16 protein-coding genes are annotated in these 17,572 nt (G+C 42.9%); 10 read left to right on the top strand and 6 right to left on the bottom strand.

Annotated elements, in window-relative coordinates:
* The first annotated feature begins 7 nt into the window (after positions 1–7).
* The 5 genes from gspJ to L4C37_RS09535 are packed head-to-tail and all read left to right on the top strand — an operon-like array spanning position 8 to position 4,273.
* Positions 8–697, top strand: a complete 690-nt coding sequence (gspJ, locus tag L4C37_RS09555; protein ID WP_429768475.1) for a type II secretion system minor pseudopilin GspJ — start codon at positions 8–10, stop codon at positions 695–697.
* Entirely contained in the window at positions 690–1,793 is a 1,104-nt protein-coding gene (gene gspK / locus L4C37_RS09550; RefSeq protein WP_429768438.1) for a type II secretion system minor pseudopilin GspK, read from the top strand. The genes gspJ and gspK overlap by 8 nt, the downstream gene beginning before the upstream one ends.
* The gene (gene gspL / locus L4C37_RS09545) at positions 1,762–2,982 is read left to right on the top strand and encodes a type II secretion system protein GspL (protein ID WP_429768437.1); all 1,221 of its coding nucleotides are present in this window, start codon (positions 1,762–1,764) and stop codon (positions 2,980–2,982) included. The genes gspK and gspL overlap by 32 nt, the downstream gene beginning before the upstream one ends.
* Before the next feature lie 18 nt (positions 2,983–3,000).
* On the top strand, positions 3,001–3,492 hold the full coding sequence (locus L4C37_RS09540; RefSeq protein ID WP_137373963.1) for a type II secretion system protein M: 492 nt from the start codon (positions 3,001–3,003) through the stop codon (positions 3,490–3,492).
* 1 nt (position 3,493) lies between these two features.
* Complete coding sequence (locus tag L4C37_RS09535) at positions 3,494–4,273, top strand: type II secretion system protein N (RefSeq protein ID WP_429768436.1); 780 nt, start codon at positions 3,494–3,496, stop codon at positions 4,271–4,273.
* A gap of 115 nt (positions 4,274–4,388) precedes the next feature.
* Here L4C37_RS09535 and L4C37_RS09530 read toward each other — a convergent pair whose 3' ends face one another.
* The 5 genes from L4C37_RS09530 to L4C37_RS09510 form a co-directional block, all read right to left on the bottom strand.
* Entirely contained in the window at positions 4,389–6,578 is a 2,190-nt protein-coding gene (locus L4C37_RS09530) for a putative Ig domain-containing protein (RefSeq protein WP_429768435.1), read from the bottom strand.
* A 292-nt stretch (positions 6,579–6,870) separates the two neighbouring features.
* Entirely contained in the window at positions 6,871–7,698 is an 828-nt protein-coding gene (gene cysQ, locus L4C37_RS09525; protein ID WP_137373966.1) for a 3'(2'),5'-bisphosphate nucleotidase CysQ, read from the bottom strand.
* An 11-nt stretch (positions 7,699–7,709) separates the two neighbouring features.
* The gene (gene nudE, locus L4C37_RS09520; protein WP_429768434.1) at positions 7,710–8,279 is read right to left on the bottom strand and encodes an ADP compounds hydrolase NudE; all 570 of its coding nucleotides are present in this window, start codon (positions 8,277–8,279) and stop codon (positions 7,710–7,712) included.
* A 245-nt stretch (positions 8,280–8,524) separates the two neighbouring features.
* Positions 8,525–9,109: a Fe-S biogenesis protein NfuA gene (nfuA, locus tag L4C37_RS09515; protein WP_137373968.1), complete on the bottom strand. Its 585-nt coding sequence runs from the start codon at positions 9,107–9,109 to the stop codon at positions 8,525–8,527.
* Positions 9,110–9,217: 108 nt separating this feature from the next.
* Positions 9,218–9,934, bottom strand: a complete 717-nt coding sequence (locus L4C37_RS09510) for a ComF family protein (RefSeq protein WP_429768433.1) — start codon at positions 9,932–9,934, stop codon at positions 9,218–9,220.
* 85 nt (positions 9,935–10,019) lie between these two features.
* Here L4C37_RS09510 and bioH point away from each other — a divergent pair, with 85 nt between their 5' ends.
* Both bioH and L4C37_RS09500 read left to right on the top strand, forming a co-directional pair.
* Positions 10,020–10,805 carry a pimeloyl-ACP methyl ester esterase BioH gene (gene bioH / locus L4C37_RS09505; protein WP_273295720.1) on the top strand — a complete coding sequence of 262 codons (786 nt, stop codon included), beginning with the start codon at positions 10,020–10,022 and terminating at the stop codon, positions 10,803–10,805.
* Positions 10,806–11,155: 350 nt separating this feature from the next.
* On the top strand, positions 11,156–11,629 hold the full coding sequence (locus L4C37_RS09500) for an ATP-dependent Lon protease (RefSeq protein ID WP_137373971.1): 474 nt from the start codon (positions 11,156–11,158) through the stop codon (positions 11,627–11,629).
* Positions 11,630–11,768: 139 nt separating this feature from the next.
* Here L4C37_RS09500 and L4C37_RS09495 read toward each other — a convergent pair whose 3' ends face one another.
* Positions 11,769–14,102 (bottom strand): Tex family protein, encoded by a 2,334-nt coding sequence (locus tag L4C37_RS09495; protein ID WP_429768432.1) that lies wholly within the window; start codon positions 14,100–14,102, stop codon positions 11,769–11,771.
* Positions 14,103–14,952: 850 nt separating this feature from the next.
* Between L4C37_RS09495 and L4C37_RS09490 the strand changes: the two genes are divergently transcribed.
* The 3 genes from L4C37_RS09490 (at position 14,953) to L4C37_RS09480 (ending at position 17,498) form a co-directional block, all read left to right on the top strand.
* On the top strand, positions 14,953–15,504 hold the full coding sequence (locus L4C37_RS09490) for an NAD(P)H-dependent oxidoreductase (protein WP_273295716.1): 552 nt from the start codon (positions 14,953–14,955) through the stop codon (positions 15,502–15,504).
* Positions 15,501–16,706 (top strand): NupC/NupG family nucleoside CNT transporter, encoded by a 1,206-nt coding sequence (locus tag L4C37_RS09485; RefSeq protein WP_429768431.1) that lies wholly within the window; start codon positions 15,501–15,503, stop codon positions 16,704–16,706. The genes L4C37_RS09490 and L4C37_RS09485 overlap by 4 nt, the downstream gene beginning before the upstream one ends.
* A gap of 66 nt (positions 16,707–16,772) precedes the next feature.
* Positions 16,773–17,498, top strand: coding sequence for a nucleoside phosphorylase (locus L4C37_RS09480; RefSeq protein ID WP_429768430.1), 726 nt, complete (start codon positions 16,773–16,775; stop codon positions 17,496–17,498).
* The last annotated feature ends 74 nt before the right edge of the window (positions 17,499–17,572 follow it).

Genomic DNA, 17,572 nt, shown 5'->3' with positions numbered 1-17,572 from the left:
GCACCAGATGAATACGTATCGAGCTAGTCTAAAGTCACTTCCATCTAAGTCTAGAAACAAAGGCTTCACACTGATTGAAGTCTTGGTATCTATTGCGATTTTTGCCACTTTGAGTATGGCTGCTTATCAGGTTGTGAGCCAAATTCAGCGCAGTAATGAAGTATCCATAGAACGTAGCGCTCGGTTGAATGAGCTACAACGATCTTTAGTCATCTTAGACAATGATTTTCGCCAAATGGCATTACGCCAATTTCGAACGGACGGTGAAAACGCATCTTCTAAGCTGATTTTTTCCCAGCCTTATTTATTAGATTCAGACAGTAACGGAGTGATGTTTACTCGGTTAGGTTGGCATAACCCTCAACAACAATTTCCACGCGGTGAAGTCACAAAAGTTGGTTATCGCATAAAGGAAAAGGCACTAGAGCGAGTTTGGTGGCGTTACCCAGATACACCTGCAGGTCAACTTGGCGTTATTACACCCATGCTGTCGAATGTCGAAAGTTTTGAGTTGGAATTCTATGATGGAAAAAACTGGCTAAAAGAATGGGCTGCGCAGCTAACGTTACCCAAAGCCGTAAAATTTATCCTCACACTTGAAGACTATGGTGACGTTGAGCGAGTTTATTTAACACCAGACGGAAAGGTGACTCGTGCCAGTGATAGTGATAGCTCAGAAGGTTCTGACAATGGATAAGTTTCCAAGAACGAGTACTTCAAGAGCTAATACTTCAAAAGCTAGCAATTCAAAAGCGGGCACCCTAAAGTCTAGGTCTTTAAGGCCTAAGCATCGTCAGTCTGGTGTGGCTTTAATTGTAATTTTGATGCTGTTAGCGATCATGGCGGGCATCGCTGGTAGCATGTCTGAGCGTCTTTTTACTCAATTCAAACGAGTAGGAAACCAACTCAATTATCAGCAAGCTTACTGGTACAGCATTGGTATTGAAAGTTTAGCTGAAGTGGGTATTGAACAAAGTTATAAAGATAGCGATACAGTCAACCTAAACCAGCCTTGGGCATTGGAAGAGCAAGTGTTTCCTTTGGACTATGGACAAGTTTCTGGTCGAATCCTTGATAAGCAAGCATGCTTTAATCTGAATGCGCTTGCTGAAGCAAAAAGTAGTACGGGCTCAAGTAAATCGCCTTACTTAGTCACTGTGTGGCAAGCCTTGCTTGAAGAAGTCGAAGTTGAGCCTTATCAGGCAGAAGTGATTGCACACTCCACATGGGAGTTTGTTGACAGTAATAGCAGCACTTCTTCATCCACAGGTGTGGAAGACAGCACTTATGAATCTATGAGCCCTTCGTATGTTGCTGCGAATGGTTTGCTTGCTGACAGCTCTGAACTTCGAGCAATTTATCAAGTGTCTGGTGATGTTATAGAAAAAGTCGCTCCCTTAGTGTGCGCCTTGCCAACGGATGATTTTCGCTTAAATGTGAATACCTTATCTGAAAAGCAAACTCCTATTTTAGTGGCAATGTTTTCGCCAAATTTAAGTGAAAGTAATGCCAAAGAGCTCATTAAAAATAGACCATTTGATGGTTGGGATAGCATCGATGATTTTATGGCGGAAGCGTCTGTTGCCGCAGTGAGCTCTGCGGTTAAAAAGTCAGCCAAGTCTTATTTGGCTGTTGATAGTGCTTATTTTGAGTTAGATGCAGAAATTTTAGTGGAGAAGTCTCGCGTGAGAATTCGCAGCCTTTTCTATAGTGATAATCGAAAAACCGTGACGGTAGTACGCCGTCGTTTTGGAGGGATCAGTGAGCGAGTTTCTGACCGTTCGGCTGAGTAGCGAACCACAAAGCCCAGTACCATGGTTGGTCTGGTCGACAAGTCAACAGGAAGTCATCGCAAGTGGTGAGCTTGCTGGTTGGCATCAATTAGAAGAATTGACACCTTATGCCGAGCAACGCACTTGTATTGCGTTGTTGTCTGGTAATGATTGTTTACTGAATCATGTCGAAATCCCGAAAGGGGCTGCAAGACAGTTTGATTCCATGCTGCCTTTTTTATTAGAAGATGAAATCGCGCAAGATGTTGAAGACCTTCATTTTACTATCTTGGAAAAGAGTGCCACTCATGCCACGGTATGTGGTGTGGATAGAGCGTGGTTAAGCCAAATCATGGATGACTTTAAACAAGTGAACATTACCGTTCGTAAAGTCCTTCCTGATATTTTGGCATTACCTGTTGAAGACGAAGGAGTGTCGGCTGTACAAATCGATTCTCAGTGGTTGCTTCGTCAAGGTGAATACCAAGCGGTTTCTGTCGATAATGATTGGCTTGCACTGTTTCTACAAACAGATTGGCTGGATCATGAAAATGGACCAAGCATTCATTGTTATACGTCGTTACCAAGCTCAGATGTGATTGAACAAAGCCGCGTGGCGTGGCAAGCAAAGCCTGCTGAATTGATCATGTCTTTGCTAAGCCAGCAAGCCATTACCAGCAGTATTAACTTACTGAGTGGCAGCTTTAAAGCGAAATCATCTTTTAGTAAGTATTGGCGAATTTGGCAAAAAGTCGCGATTGCTGCGTCGCTATTAATTGCTGTTTTAGTGACTCAGCAAGTGTTGTTAGTTCAGCAGTATGAAACACAAGCTCAAGCTTACCGAACGGAAAGTGAGCGGATATTTAGAACGGTATTTCCCAATAAACGTAAGATCCCAACAGTAAGCTATTTGAAGCGTCAGATGAATGATGAGGCAAGCAGTTTGGGTGGTTCTGGATCGGATGAATCTTTACTTAGCTGGCTGACTTTACTACCTAAAACATTAGGCACAGTGACGGCGATTGAGATTGAAAGCATTAAGTATGATGGCAATCGTTCAGAGGTTCGCCTACAAGCGAAGAGTGCTGACTTCCAAAGTTTTGAAAGCGCTAATGCCAAGCTATCAGAGCAATTTGATGTTGAACAAGGTCCGTTGAACCGTAATGGTGAGTCGGTATTTGGCAGCTTCACTTTAAAAGCTCGTCAATAAAACGTTAGGAGATCAGTGATGAAAAAAATGATTGAGCCACTCCAAGCGTGGTGGAGTTCAGTAAGCCAGAGAGAGCAGCGATTAATGATCGCATGTTCATTGTTGCTTGTGGTTGGATTGATTTATTGGGGGGTATTACAACCCTTAAGCCAACGGGCAGAGCTTGCTCAAACTCGTATTCAGAGTGAAAAGCAGCTATTGGCATGGGTGACAGATAAAGCAGATGAAATTGTTGAACTGCGCGGAAGTGGTGGGCTGAAAGCCTCAAATCAGCCACTGAACCAAGTTGTATCATCCTCAATACGTCGTTATAAAATTGATTTAATTCGTGTTCAGCCTCGCGGTGAAATGCTTCAAGTGTGGATAAACCCGGTTTCATTTAACCAGTTCATAGACTGGATAACGTATCTAAAGGAAAAGCAGGGTGTTGAAGTAGAGTTTATGGATATTGACCGTGCTGAAAGCCCGGGTGTTATTGAAATTAACCGCCTACAGTTTAAGCGAGGATAACGTGAAGCTAGGTTTATTTACTAAACGTGGGCTGCTATTTAGTAGTGTTTTTGTCGGTTGCTTTTCAGTCAGCCTCATTCTTCACCTGCCGGCTTCTTTTGCCTTGAAACAAGTGCCACCTGTTCGAGGTTTGAGTATTGAAGGAGTAGAAGGTTCGCTATGGAAGGGCAGTGCTCAGAATATATCATGGCAACGAGTTAATTATGGTTCGGTACAGTGGGATTTTCAGTTCAGTAAATTGCTTCAGGCAAAAGCTGAGCTAGCGGTACGTTTTGGCCGTAACAGTGATATGACTCTTCGTGGTAAAGGTTATGTTGGCTACAGCCTAGCTGGTATTTATGCTGAGAATTTAGTCGCGACTATGCCTGCAGAAAAGATACTCGATTATGCTCCGAGTATTCCAGTCCCTGTTTCTGTTGCTGGGCAAGTGGAGCTAACTATTAAGCATGCTTTACATGGTCAGCCATGGTGCCAAGAAGCTGAAGGGACACTAGCATGGTCAAGTGCGGGTGTTGAGTCGCCAATTGGTGCGTTGGATCTTGGTCCAGTTATCGCTGATATTACTTGCCAAGAAAATACGATATCGGCTAAGGGTGAGCAAAATAGCCCTAACGTAACAAGTGAGTTCTCTGCTGAATTAACACCGAATAAACGCTATAAGACTTCGGCTTGGTTTAAGCCTGGTGCTGAATTCCCTACTGCAATGCAAAGCCAACTGAAATGGCTAGGTAACCCTGATTCGCAAGGTAAATATCAGTTTACTTACCAAGGGCGTTTTTAGAAGTTAGCTTTATTTTGATGTTTAGCAATTGCTTGAAGCACAAAAAAGCCCTCAATTTGAGGGCTTTTTATTTATAGGTACTTAACTCTTTGTTTATTGTATCTGAAAAGTATCGTTATTTAGCGTAGTACTTTTCTTCTAGTAATGTTTCAGCAATACCTTTCGATTCTGTTACGTCTGCTGAGCGAGACTGAGCTTGAGGTGCCGCATTCTCATTCGCAGAATCAGGATCAGTGTTTGACCAGATATTAATAGGAGTCAAAGTTTGGGTTAAATCAGCAGCCACTTCGATTTCAAATACATGCCACCAGCGTGTTGCTGTACCTTCAGGCGGAGTAAATACTGTTCGATTGCCTTCTAAGATAAGCTCAACTTTAGTTTCATTATGTCTAATCTCACCGTTACCAGAGTACTTGTAAATAGCGTAGCGGTACGTCCCTGGTACTGTGTAATCAGGAATAGTTACGATTTCAGGACCGTAGCTAGAGGTATCATCCACATCTAAGTAAATGTTATTTCCTGCTTGGTTGAAGTTCTTATTCGAATAGTAAACATGGAAACGCCCGTCTTGTCCGTCAGGTCCGTAGAAGTGGGTATCTAAATCTCTTGGGTTTTCGCCCCACGTGAGCTGAATCTTAGTTGTTGCATCATCAAGTGTTAGACATTCAGTTATCGTTTTATCAGTTGTATTGGTATGAACTGTTTCTGTACGGCTTTGGTAGTTGCTTTCTGCAGAAATCAGCACTGTACTCTCTTGTCTTACTGGGATTCGGAATACACCTTGGTCGTCACTATAAGCCGATGATCTGCCATTGTAATCGACACCTTCAGAGCGGATTCTTGCATTTGCAATTGGTAGGTCTTCCTTGTCGACTACACAGCCATCTACATAGATGGTTTCATAAATACGGTCAGCATTCCAAGTCGTAAAGTGAGAAACTTGACCAACGTAGTAGCCATTTTCTAGAGTTGCGGTTCCTTCTTCGACCCAAATACCTTGGATGTCATCATAGTAGAAAAGAGGGATAGTTGCGGGTGGGTTATTTCCTGATGCTGGTATTCTTACCTCAGCTACTTTACCGTCAGCTAATTGAAGGTCATTGCCTTCACTGTCGGTGAATGTTGCAGTGATAGCACCAAATGATTCGATTGGTACGCTATCACCTTGAGGTGTCTCGGTAACCATTTCACCAGGCATTAGGTCAATATCTAAACTTGGGTCAATGATGAAAAGTTCTGAAGATATATCACCAGTTACCACTTCGCCTTGTTGGTTCACAAAACTTTGTGCTTCAACAGTCACTAGCGTTTCATTGTCGACCTGTAAGTTAGAGGGAGCTTGGCTATCAAAGGTAACTGAAGCGTGAACTTCTGGTAAGAAAAGGTTGATCTCAGAAGAAAGCTCACCAAATGATTTAGCCTCAGAAGCTTCGGAGAAACCGACCGCGTCTGCAGATACAATCAATGGTAATGACTGATCAAGAGAAGTATCGAGTACTTTTATCGAATACGTACCTTCGGCTGTTGTTTGACCTTGATTGATTAATTGACCGTCATTTGAAACTTTAACGGTACTTGCTGGTATTACGTCATTGGTATAATAGCTAGCAACTTGTCCATTTACGTAGTAGTAAAATAATTCTGATAGGTCAAAAGTTGTTTCAGAGACTTGCGCATTATCTTCTAATCCATCTTGTACCAAAACCGTCACCGAATGATCGATTGAAGCGGTCACAGTTGAAGAGATGGACAGCTCGCCAGTAGGCGATACTGTTAAACCAGCTGGTGCATTGCGTAAAGAGAAAAGTATATCGGTTCCGTTATTTTCATCATCTGGATCGGTAACTTGTATTTGATGAGTAATCGATTGCCCAGACTCTACAGAAAGAGGTTGTATTGAAGATACGACTACAGGGTCATTGACGGGAGTCACTTGAATAGTAAAGCTCTGGGAGTCTTTAAGTGTGTTATCTGAATTCGATTCTACATTGATCGTTATTTCATCTGAGGTTAAAACGTTTTCGACTGGCGTCCAAGTTAGTAAGCCATCAGTACTAAGTGTCATTTCTGTTGGTAAATTCGTCCCTGAATAGCTAACAGCATCGGCGTAATCAGTTGTTAATTGGTACTGGTAGAGAATATCTTCAGTCGCAGTTGTTACTGCAGTTGAGGTGATGCTTAAAGAGCCATTACCTGGATCGGTAGGAGTAGATGAACCACCGTCACTACCACCGCCACACCCGGCGAGTAAAATAGATGCAATCGAAGTTGCGATGAGTTTTTTTTTGGACCACTGAACGTTCATGTGTATTACCATTTCCTTTAGTAACTTTTTAGGTATAGATTTTATGAATGGTATTTTTATGAAACTAGAGTCACTTTGTAAACATTATTTGTTAACTTAATTAAAAAAATCAGACTTCATTAATTGTTTGATTGTTAATGATAATTTACTCAATTTCATCATTTCAAATGTAATCGTTATCATTGGTGGGTTTTATAAAATTGAAGGTGGTTATTTGAGGCATAAAAAAGCCGTAACAAGGTTACGGCAATTGAATTGAGCGGTTTAGATAAAGCTTTAGAATGTGTACGTTCTACTTTTTAACCGTTAGGATTTCGTCCCATGGTAAGTTCTCATCCCCTAAAACAATAAAGTTTGGGTTTTCTAAAGTTTCTCTTTCATTGTATGAAAGGGGCTCTAATTGAGTACTTAAAATCCTCCCTCCAGCCTCTTCAACGATACATTGAGTAGCAGCTGTATCCCATTCACCAGTTGGTCCTAATCTTAGGTAGCAATCAACCGCGCCTTCCGCCACTAAGCATGCCTTTAATGCTGCAGAGCCCAAAGGTACTAAATCATAGTTCCATGCTGAACTCATGCAGCTGGTGATTCGATTTATATCTTGGCGGCGGCTAATCGCCATCGCAATAGATTGGTTTGGCAGCTCATGATGATGTGTTTTAATTTTCACACTGTCAGCTAGTTCTGGGATTTTCCATGCCCCTTTGCCATGATAAGCGTAATAAGTCACACCTGATACCGGCGCATACACAACCCCCATCACAGGTCGATTATGCTCAATTAGTGCAATGATGGTCGCGAAGTCACCACTACGCGCGATGAATTCTTGAGTGCCATCGAGTGGGTCGACTAACCAGTAGCGATCCCATTGTTTACGTTGCTCTAAACTAATGTCAGCAGCTTCTTCAGAAAGCACTGGGATATCAGGAGTGAGCTCCGTTAAGCGCTGTTCTATAAGCTTATGTGCGGCCAAATCGGCACTGGTTACTGGCGTGTCATCGCTTTTCGTAAATTCTTCGTAATCCTTTTTTTCATAGATTTCGAGAATCAATTGCCCAGCAGAACGAGCAATTTCGATGACGGAAGGTAAGAGGTGGGATAGATCTTTTGTTATTGGCATAGGGCTGACTCTTATTCTTCTAATGTACTAGCTTGTTCTTTTAATGTTCTGAGGGCTAGTAGTAGGGCGGTAATACAGCGAGCTTCACTAAAATCGAGATGAGTGAGTAATTCTTCGGCTTGAGCAAGTGGCCAGCGTATGATGTCTAAAGGTTCAGGTTCATCACCTTCAAGCTTTTCAGGGTATAAGTCTTCAGCAATGAACAGCGTCATTTTGCTCGAAAAATAGGAAGGAGCAAGGATGACTTCTTTTAAAGGGGTTAACTTATGCGATCCGAACCCAATCTCTTCTTTAAGCTCTCTGATTGCGGCTTCTGGGGGTGTCTCACCTTCATCAACTAACCCTTTTGGGAAGCCAAGTTCGTAGCGCTCAGTGCCTGCAGCGTATTCACGAACCAGTAAAAGATCACCTTGTTCAGAAATAGGAACCATCATCACGGCACTTCGCCCACTGGGCTTCATGCGTTCGTAAGTTCTTTCTTCACCGTTAGAGAAGCGTAAATCGAGAGATTCAATAGAGAAAAGTTTTGATTGAGCGACAGTTTGCTGAGCCAAAATTTCTGGCACTTTCCTTTTTGTCATTACGCTCGCTCCTTAGCTTTAATTAGATACCCCCCAATATATGAAAAAACGGAATAGATTGATACTGGCGGATTTTGTGTTTCGACTTAATTCTGAACCTTATGCAAAATTCTGAGGGTGAATACCTGAGAGTTCATCATTCACGCAATGAACTTATTCAATAATAGGATGAGATAAGGCATTAAAAAAGGTTGATGCTTACACATCAACCTTTTGCTGTTTGTTTGGTGTTACTTCTAGTGAGACTAGTAGTAAGAGTGCTCACCGCGATCATGCTCTGTTGCATCTCGAACGGCAGTCAGTTCACCTTGGAACTGTTCTAGTAGTTCTTTTTCGATGCCTTCTTTCAAAGTTACATCAACCATTGAACAACCATTACAACCACCACCGAATGCCACGATAGCAGCGCCTTCTTCAGTAATTTCAACAAGGCTTACGTGACCACCATGACCTGCAAGTTGCGGGTTAACTTGTGTTTGAATTGCGTATTCAACACGCTCAAGTAGTGGTGCATCATCAGAGACTTTACGCATTTTTGCGTTTGGTGCTTTTAGAGTTAACTGAGAGCCCATTTTGTCAGTAACGAAATCAATTTCTGCTTCGTCTAGGAATGGCAAGCTTAGCTCATCTACATAAGCATCGAATGCTTCAAAAGACAGTTTAGTATCTGAAGCTTCAATAGCGTCTGTTGGGCAGTAAGATACGCCACATTCAGCATTTTGTGTTCCTGGGTTTACCACGAATACACGAATGTTTGTGCCTTCAGGTTGCTGTGAAAGCAGATTGGCAAAGTGAGTTTGAGCTGTTTCTGTAATTGTAATATTTGACACGACTAATACCTGAGTAAATTTGTAGGCTATTCCGGACATTCTACTCCGGTCAGAATTGTAATTCAGCCTCTTTTTGTTGGATTGCTGTACAGATCAAGCTCGTCGCCTTTATTTACTTGGCTCGGGCGTCCGACAAATACAATAGATATCAATTCTTTCAACCCCTCTTTCTCGTAGTAACTGGCATAAATAGTTCACGGTACTGCCTGTTGTGACCACATCATCCATAATGGCAACGTGTTTAGGTAATGACGTTTTTATTAGTGTGAATGCATTGGCGAGATTCTGCTCTCGAAGGCGCTTAGATAAGCCTTGCTGAGTTGCTGTCGCTCTTATTCGTTTGAAAAGTGTTTTGCTTTCACTCTTCATTTCATTTGTCGTCAGTGTTCTTGCTGTGTAACGGGCAAGTAGATCGCTCTGATTAAATCCGCGTTGTAGATAGCGTCGCCAATGCAAAGGGACGCTTGTGATCAGCGGTGCGGGTTGGTCTATACGGTTTGAAATGAGTGAAGCTAAATCCCGAGCTAGCCAAAACTGTTTGGTGTATTTGAATTTATGAATATAAGAAGACGTAGGGAAGGTATAGTCGCTCACACAATATAGCCTGTCCCATAGCGGAGGGGCAGATAAGCAACTGCCGCATTGCTCAATGGCTGAAGGTGTTTCTAACCCACAGCGTAAGCAGCGAGGCGTTGAGACAATAAACTCCATGCACGTATTGCAAAAGATTGAAGCACTATCTGCGTCCGACTTTTTTAGTTGGCATAATGGGCACAGAGGCGTGAACAGGCGTTGGGTGTTCTTTTGTAGCCAATCAGATAACATGAGCTCAATTCTTTAAAGGACAATCATTAATAGTAGGTGGCGTATTTGGCTTACGTGGCTGAAAAAAGTAGGAGACACTGCAAGAATGAGTAAAGCACTGTATTGGCATGTATCAGGTTCAGGTCCTGACTTAGTTTTGGTTCATGGCTGGGGGATGAATGGCGCTGTTTGGCAGCAAACCGTTAAAACGCTAGAAAGTCATTTTACGGTTCATGTCGTCGACCTTCCTGGTTATGGGCACAGTTCTCACAGCCACGCTAAAGATCTTGCTGGTATTGCTGATTTATTGATTACAGATGCACCTAAAAATGCTATTTGGGTCGGATGGTCTCTAGGTGGATTAGTTGCTACTCATATGGCTTTGCACCATGCAGATTATGTCCGTAAATTAGTGACGGTTGCCAGTTCACCTAAATTTTCAGCCGAGAAAACACCAGTGATGTGGCGTGGTATTCAGCCGAATGTATTGACGGCTTTTACTGAGCAGCTTGTTGAAGATTTTCAAACCACCATTGAACGATTTATGGCTTTACAAGCGATGGGTAGCCCTTCAGCTAGGCAGGATGTTAAACAGTTAAAGCAAGCTGTGTTATCTCGTCCGTTGCCAAATCCAGAATCATTATTAGCGGGTTTGAAGATGTTATCTGATGTAGATCTAAGAGAGCAACTACCGGAAATATCCGTTCCAATGCTGCGCTTATATGGTCGGTTAGACGGCTTAGTTCCGATTAAAGTGGCGAAAGATTTAGATAAAGCTTTGCCTCATACGGAGCAGTTTATTTTTACTCAATCATCGCATGCGCCATTCATGACTGAAGCGGAAGCATTTTGCAGCCAGTTACTCAATTTTGCAGAGATAACGCCCCAGTGATAACTACTTCAAATGATTATTGTTTTATTTGAAGATAAACTAAATGCTAAATTTATGATCAAACTGGTCGATATATAAGCTAACCAACGAGGTGAGTTGTTAAGTAACTGGCTATCAATGGGAGTTGTTTCTTTGCTGGTCTAGATATATCTATAGATATTCGTAGGTAGGAGACCATACCAGGTCAAAGCCAAGCAAAAGAGTATAACGAGAATAATTTATCGATGGGATAAAGCTGTATAAATAGATAAATAGATAAATAGATAAATAGATAAATAGATAAATAGATAAATAGATAAATAGATAAGCAAGAAAGCATAAACGTTGGGCGATTCTGAGGAGACTTCGCGATGATAGTGCCACCTGCATCAGTTGTAAGTGTGCCATTGATCGCCCCATCAGTTAATGTGCAAACAGAGCAAGTTGCGCGCGATAATAGAGTTCGTGAGCCAATAGCCCCAACGGTTGCAATGGCAAAAACTAATGCAGAACGTAGGGTTAAGTCTGATGAGAAACGACGAAAGCAGTCGGCATGGGATCCCTCTGATCACCCAGGTTATGAGATGGATAACGAGTCGGAAGCCAGTTCGATTTATCATGAAGAACCCAAAGACATCTTAGATCGGTTATTTGGTCTATTAGCATTACAGACATACAGTGCTGATCAAGGAAAAGGTTACACGATGCGTTTTCGACTGCCTAGGCATGTTTTAGATGCGGCGATAAGGCAAGATCAGATGGATAAACGGCGTAAGATCATTAAGTATCACTATGGTCATGCGGTAGCGCCTCATACGCCATCAGAAGTTATAGCGGTTTTATGACGGAGATCTTTGGCTACTTAAGAAAAAAGCCTGGCTCTTCCCATTTTATGGAAGGTCAGGCTTTTCTTTTGTTTATTGATTGCTCTTGTTAACCGATTGCTTTCGTTAGCTGCTTACTTCGGTTTACTACCTATTCAGCTTATTTCTTTGCTTTAGCAAAAGCAGCAGCGAATGCACCGCCCATAGCCGCGTTTTGTGGTTCTTCACGACGACGCTGGTTACCTTGGGTATTCTGGTTTCGAGGTCTAGACTGCTGATCGCGAGGTGAACTAGAACGTTGTGACTTATTGTCTTGCCCTGGTTCATCTTTCATACGCATGGTCAGAGCTATACGTTTACGCTGAACATCTACTTCCATGACTTTGACTTTAACGATATCACCGGCTTTTACGACTTCTCTAGGGTCAGAGACAAAGCGATCAGTCAGCGCAGAAATATGTACTAAGCCATCTTGGTGAACACCAATATCCACAAAAGCACCGAAATTTGCCACGTTAGAGACAACACCTTCTAATATCATGCCGAGTTCTAAGTCAGACATGCTATTTACGCCATCTGCAAAGGTCGCGGTTTTAAACTCAGGACGCGGGTCTCGGCCTGGCTTATCAAGCTCTTTGATGATGTCGGTAATCGTCGGAACACCAAAATTGTCGTTGGTGTAATCAATCGCGTGCAAACCACGTAAGAAATCCGTATCCCCAACAAGAGACTTAATGTCTTTTTGGTTCTTCTCTGCAATGGCTTTCACGACAGGATAAGCTTCAGGGTGAACGGATGACGCATCAAGCGGGTTTTTACCATCCATAATTCTTAAGAAGCCCGCACATTGTTCAAACGCTTTTGGTCCGAGTCGAGCGACTTTCTTTAGAGTCGTACGCGCTTCGAATCGACCATTCTCATCGCGGTAATCCACAACGTTTTGAGCGATGGTGGTAGACAGCCCAGCCACACGTGTCAGTAGTGCAGCAGAAGCGGTATTGACGTCTACACCAACGGCATTCACACAATCTTCTACAATCGCATCAAGGCGTTTAGCAAGCATAGTTTGGCTTACATCGTGTTGGTATTGACCCACACCAATGGATTTCGGGTCAATTTTCACAAGCTCTGCGAGAGGATCTTGTAATCGGCGAGCAATCGACACGGCGCCACGAATCGATACATCCATATTCGGAAATTCTTTCGCCGCTAATTCTGATGCTGAATACACAGAGGCTCCAGCTTCACTGACGATAATTTTCTGCGCGTTCAAGTTGCCACGCTTAATCACATCAGCCACAAAACTGTCGGTTTCACGTGAAGCGGTGCCGTTACCAATCGCAATAAGGTCAACATTGTATTTTCGGACTAATTGTTCAACAACATGAGCCGACTTGTCGTATTGCTTTTGTGGTGGGTGAGGGTAAATCGTATCTGTCGCGAGTACTTTACCTGTCGCATCCACAATCGCAATTTTAGAACCCGTACGTAAACCAGGGTCGAGACCTAAAGTCGCACGAGGGCCAGCAGGCGCTGCCATTAACAGGTCTTTAAGGTTGGTCGCGAATACTTCGATGGCTTCAATTTCAGCGCGTTCTTTCATTGAGCCCATAAGTTCAGTTTCCATATGCATAGAAACTTTTATACGCCAAGCCCAGCTGATCACTTGCTTACGCCATGCATCGGCAGGGGCACTGCTTAAATGAATACCGTAATGATCAGAAATGATGTTTTCACAATATGAAGTTCGAATGCTTTCATCTTGGCTTGGGTCTGCATTCATAGCTAACGTTAAGAAGCCTTCATTACGACCGCGCAGCATAGCTAAAGCTCGGTGTGAAGGGACTTTGCTCATTGCTTCATTATGTTCAAAGTAATCTTTAAACTTCTCACCTTCTTGTTCTTTGCCAGTCACAACACGAGCTGCTAGTTCAGCATTGCGGGTTAAGTGTTGGCGGATTTTTTCAAGTAGGTTTGCATCTTCGGCAATACGTTCCATGATGATCGCTCGTGCGCCATCAAGTGCAGCTTTAGTGTCTGCGATGCCTTTATCTGTAGAGATATAACGCGCTGCTTCCGTTTCAGGATCTTGCTGTGCATTGGTCCAAAGGGAATCGGCTAAGGGTTCAAGCCCGGCTTCAATAGCAATCTGCCCTTTGGTGCGACGCTTGGGCTTATAAGGAAGGTACAAATCTTCAAGGCGAGTCTTACTGTCTGCTTGATTGATGTCTTTTTCGAGTTCAGGTGTCAGCTTATCTTGGTCTTTAATTGATTTTAGGATCGTTTGACGGCGATCGTCTAATTCACGTAAGTAAGAAAGTCGGCTGTCTAAGTTACGCAGTTGGGTATCGTCTAATGCTCCAGTGACCTCTTTACGGTAACGCGCAATAAATGGAACAGTGTTGCCGTCATCAATGAGGTTTACAGCAGCGATAACTTGCTCAGGGCGAACATTCAGTTCCTGGGCAATCAATGTACAGATAGCGTGGCTCATCCGTTGAATCTCTTATTTAGTATCATAGAAGTAATATGGGGAGTCACTTGGGTGTTTTCTAGAGCTAACCCCGAATAATATGGGCTAGAACAGGTTTCTCTATCTGTTATGGGGCTTGTAAGAGATCTCTCACAGCTAATGTGAGAATACGCTTCGTATTTATCATGAAATGTCTCGAATTTTATTATAAGTGATTGATTTAATTTGATGTTTGATTTTGTTTAATTAATGTTTCAGATGAATTTTTGTTTTTAGCCTCTGTGAATGTCAAACAATCCGCGTAATATTCACTTTGTCGACAGGGAGTTGGCAGGAACAGGACAAAGCCTAAAGGAATAGGTATCTTCAGGATGAAGATTTGGTGACTTAGGATGAGTTATCAGCAAGGAAGTAAAATACTGAATCAGTAATATCTTTGGATGAGATTAGCCAGTCAGGATGATGGGCAATATGGACACCGCTAGGATGGCGATGAACTATGGAAATCGGTTAAAGGATTTAGCCACAGTCAAGGATAGATGCAGGGAGCATCAGTCTTATTGAAGGGAAACCTCATAAGATGAACAGTAGCCGGATTGCTGCAAAAGAACCATAACCCCGTTAGGCGAAAGCTTAGCGGGGTTTCTTTTATTTAGGTTGTACATATCCCTTCCCTTTTATCTCCAGTTTATTTATTTACTCTGTTTGTTTCGTCAAAGATTATGATCTGCCTCATTCGTGAGGGGACAAATGTCCTCCTGTCCAACCATCTTTATTATTTATAATTCAGCCAATAATCGATAAACCTTTTTCTATGGTAATCGAGTGGCTATGTGTTGTGCGAAATGAGCGTAACTCCAAGGACATAATTATGAATATTTTAGTGATAGATGGTCATCCTGACTTATCCAAGTCAGTCGCAAATGCCACAATTTTGGCTGACCTTACTCAGCAAACCGAGTGGCATGTTAATCACGTTGCAAACTTTAATGGTGATATTGAAGCGGAACAAACTGCGCTGCAAATAGCAGATCTAATCGTGGTTCAGTTCCCACTTTATTGGAGTACGTATCCGTCTGTACTTAAGCGTTGGATTGATGAAGTATTCACATACGGCTTTGCCTTTGGTCCAGAGGGTAGCAAGCTTAAAGATAAGCCGGTGTTGTTTTCTGTCACTGCTGGTGCAACAGAAGAGTCATACAGCGAAACTGGCTTCAATTTTTTACCTCTCTTAGCCTATCAAGTCGCGTACGAACATCCATTCAGAGCGGCAGAGGTCAACATTGTCGATACGATAGTGACCTTTGAAATGAACGCTACCCCAGAAGAAGGCGGTGATAAAGCCATGACTTTAGAACTCTCTCACCAACATGCACAACGCCTTATTCAAGTCGTTAATCAAGCTTTAGAGGTTTCAAAATGATCCAGTCTTTACTCGGAATTATCGCGCTATTGAGTGTTGGTTTTATCTTCTCTGAAAACCGCAGCAAAATAAGCTGGCGTGCAGTTGGTGGTGCTTTTGTTGTCATTATTAGTGTTGCTTTCTTCGTACTAGCAACGGATGTGGGTGCGAGTGTGTTGCTGTCTGTGTCTAATGCCGTGGGGAATGTTTTTGGCTATGGAGTTGAAGGTATTCGTTTCGCTTTTGGTAGCTTAGTGAACTTTAGTGTCGATGGCATTGGCTTTGTTTGGGCTCTGCAAGTATTACCACAAATCATTTTTACGGCATCGTTAACATCATTGCTTTACTACCTAGGCATTATGCAGTGGTTCGTTCGTATTATTGGCGGCAGTTTACAGCGTGTATTAGGTACTTCTCGTGCTGAGTCAATGAATGCGGCTGGCAATATTGTGTTGGGGCAAACGGAAGCCCCTTTATTGGTGAAGCCTTACCACCGTGTACTAACTCGTTCTCAAATCTTTGCTGTGATGGTTGGCGGTTTGTCCTCTATTGCTGGCTCTATTCTGGCTGGTTTAGCGGGTATGGGAGTGGACCTTAATTACCTTATTATGGCGTGTTTCATGTCGGCTCCAGCTGGTTTGATGTTTGCTAAATTGTTGATCCCTGAAACAGAAGAGACCGTTGATGAAGTACCAGAACTTCCAGACGATGAAAAGCCGAGCAGCTTTATTGATGCGGTTGCAAAAGGTGCGATAGCAGGTATGGGAATTGCCGCTATTGTCGGTGCTGTGATTATCTCATGTATCGGTTTAATGGCGATGCTAAATGGCGGTTTAGGAGCGATTGGCGAATGGTTTGGGAAGCCAGACCTAACGGTTGATGTCATTCTAGGAACGTTTTTCTCGCCTGTTGCATGGCTAATTGGTATTCCTTGGGAAGAAGCGGGTATTGCGGGTTCTTTCTTAGGTCAGAAAATCGCACTTAACGAATTTGTTGCTTTTGCAAGTATGGGTGGCGTTGAAATGACCCCACGTTCCACCGCTATTATGACCATTGCACTGTGTGGCTTTGCCAATATCGGTTCGGTGGCAATGGTATGTGGCGCATTGAGTAAAATGATCCCACAGCGTGCAGGTGTTATTGGTCAACTGGGCATGAAAGTTCTATTGGCGGCAACACTAGCAAACTTAATGAACGCGGCGGTTGTTGGCCTGTTTGTGTAATTGAATGAGGCTGCGTATCGCGCAGCCTACCATGATGAGTAAGGTCGTTGAGCAGTAAGGTAGATTATGAACAAACAACCCCACTTGTGTGTCGATGAAACACAAGTTACTGATAAGGTCATTGTGTGTGGTGACCCTGCACGTGTAGATCGCATTGCAGAACATTTATCTGACGTGGTGTCACTGGCTAACAATCGAGAATTTCGCTTGATACGAGGGCGATACAATCAACAAGATATTACTGTTTGTAGTACAGGTATTGGCGCGGCTTCTGCCATTATTGCCCTTGAAGAGCTAGTAATGTGCGGTGCCAAACAAGTCATCCGTGTTGGTTCCGCTGGTGCTTTGCAGCATGATATTGCGATGGGTGACTTGATCATTGTAGAAGCTGCGGTACGAGATGAAGGTGGATCGGCGAGTTATATTTCACCTAATTATCCTGCCTATTCCGATATAGATTTAGTGAGTGGGCTGGTGGAATTTAGCAACAAAATTCTGCAGAGCTTTCATCGTGGAGTCGTACGTTCTCATGATAGTTTTTACATCGATAATGAACTTGATGTATGCCGGTATTGGCATGAAAAAGGTGTATTAGGTGCCGATATGGAGACATCTGCGCTATTAACTGTAGGTCGATTAAGAGGCGTGCAAATTGCTTCGGTTCTGAATAACGTTGTGCTGTACGAGCAAGATGTTCAGCAAGGCATTAGCGATTATGTTGATGAAGGAACACTGACATCACAAGGCGAGCAAAACGCTACGCTGGCGGCCCTGTATGCTCTAACGCGATAGCTTTTTTAGTTATTAACTTAGCCATCGAATTACAAGAGCTGCTCAGTTAAGTGGGGGCTCTTGTGATAATTAGA

The sequence above is a fragment of the Vibrio kagoshimensis genome (assembly GCF_050337535.1).
GTDB classification, from domain to species: Bacteria; Pseudomonadota; Gammaproteobacteria; order Enterobacterales; family Vibrionaceae; genus Vibrio; species Vibrio gallaecicus.
Note: the sequence above shows the minus strand (reverse complement) of the source record. Positions and strands in the feature narration are given on the sequence as shown.

Coding starts and splice junctions, on each gene's coding strand:
- nudE (WP_429768434.1), bottom strand. CDS start 8,279: ATGACAAAAAGGAAAGTGCCAGAAATTTTGGCTCAGCAAACTGTCGCT.
- L4C37_RS09485 (WP_429768431.1), top strand. CDS start 15,501: ATGATCCAGTCTTTACTCGGAATTATCGCGCTATTGAGTGTTGGTTTT.
- gspJ (WP_429768475.1), top strand. CDS start 8: ATGAATACGTATCGAGCTAGTCTAAAGTCACTTCCATCTAAGTCTAGA.
- L4C37_RS09490 (WP_273295716.1), top strand. CDS start 14,953: ATGAATATTTTAGTGATAGATGGTCATCCTGACTTATCCAAGTCAGTC.
- L4C37_RS09540 (WP_137373963.1), top strand. CDS start 3,001: ATGAAAAAAATGATTGAGCCACTCCAAGCGTGGTGGAGTTCAGTAAGC.
- L4C37_RS09495 (WP_429768432.1), bottom strand. CDS start 14,102: ATGAGCCACGCTATCTGTACATTGATTGCCCAGGAACTGAATGTTCGC.
- L4C37_RS09500 (WP_137373971.1), top strand. CDS start 11,156: ATGATAGTGCCACCTGCATCAGTTGTAAGTGTGCCATTGATCGCCCCA.
- gspK (WP_429768438.1), top strand. CDS start 690: ATGGATAAGTTTCCAAGAACGAGTACTTCAAGAGCTAATACTTCAAAA.
- L4C37_RS09480 (WP_429768430.1), top strand. CDS start 16,773: ATGAACAAACAACCCCACTTGTGTGTCGATGAAACACAAGTTACTGAT.
- bioH (WP_273295720.1), top strand. CDS start 10,020: ATGAGTAAAGCACTGTATTGGCATGTATCAGGTTCAGGTCCTGACTTA.
- L4C37_RS09530 (WP_429768435.1), bottom strand. CDS start 6,578: ATGAACGTTCAGTGGTCCAAAAAAAAACTCATCGCAACTTCGATTGCA.
- L4C37_RS09510 (WP_429768433.1), bottom strand. CDS start 9,934: ATGTTATCTGATTGGCTACAAAAGAACACCCAACGCCTGTTCACGCCT.
- cysQ (WP_137373966.1), bottom strand. CDS start 7,698: ATGCCAATAACAAAAGATCTATCCCACCTCTTACCTTCCGTCATCGAA.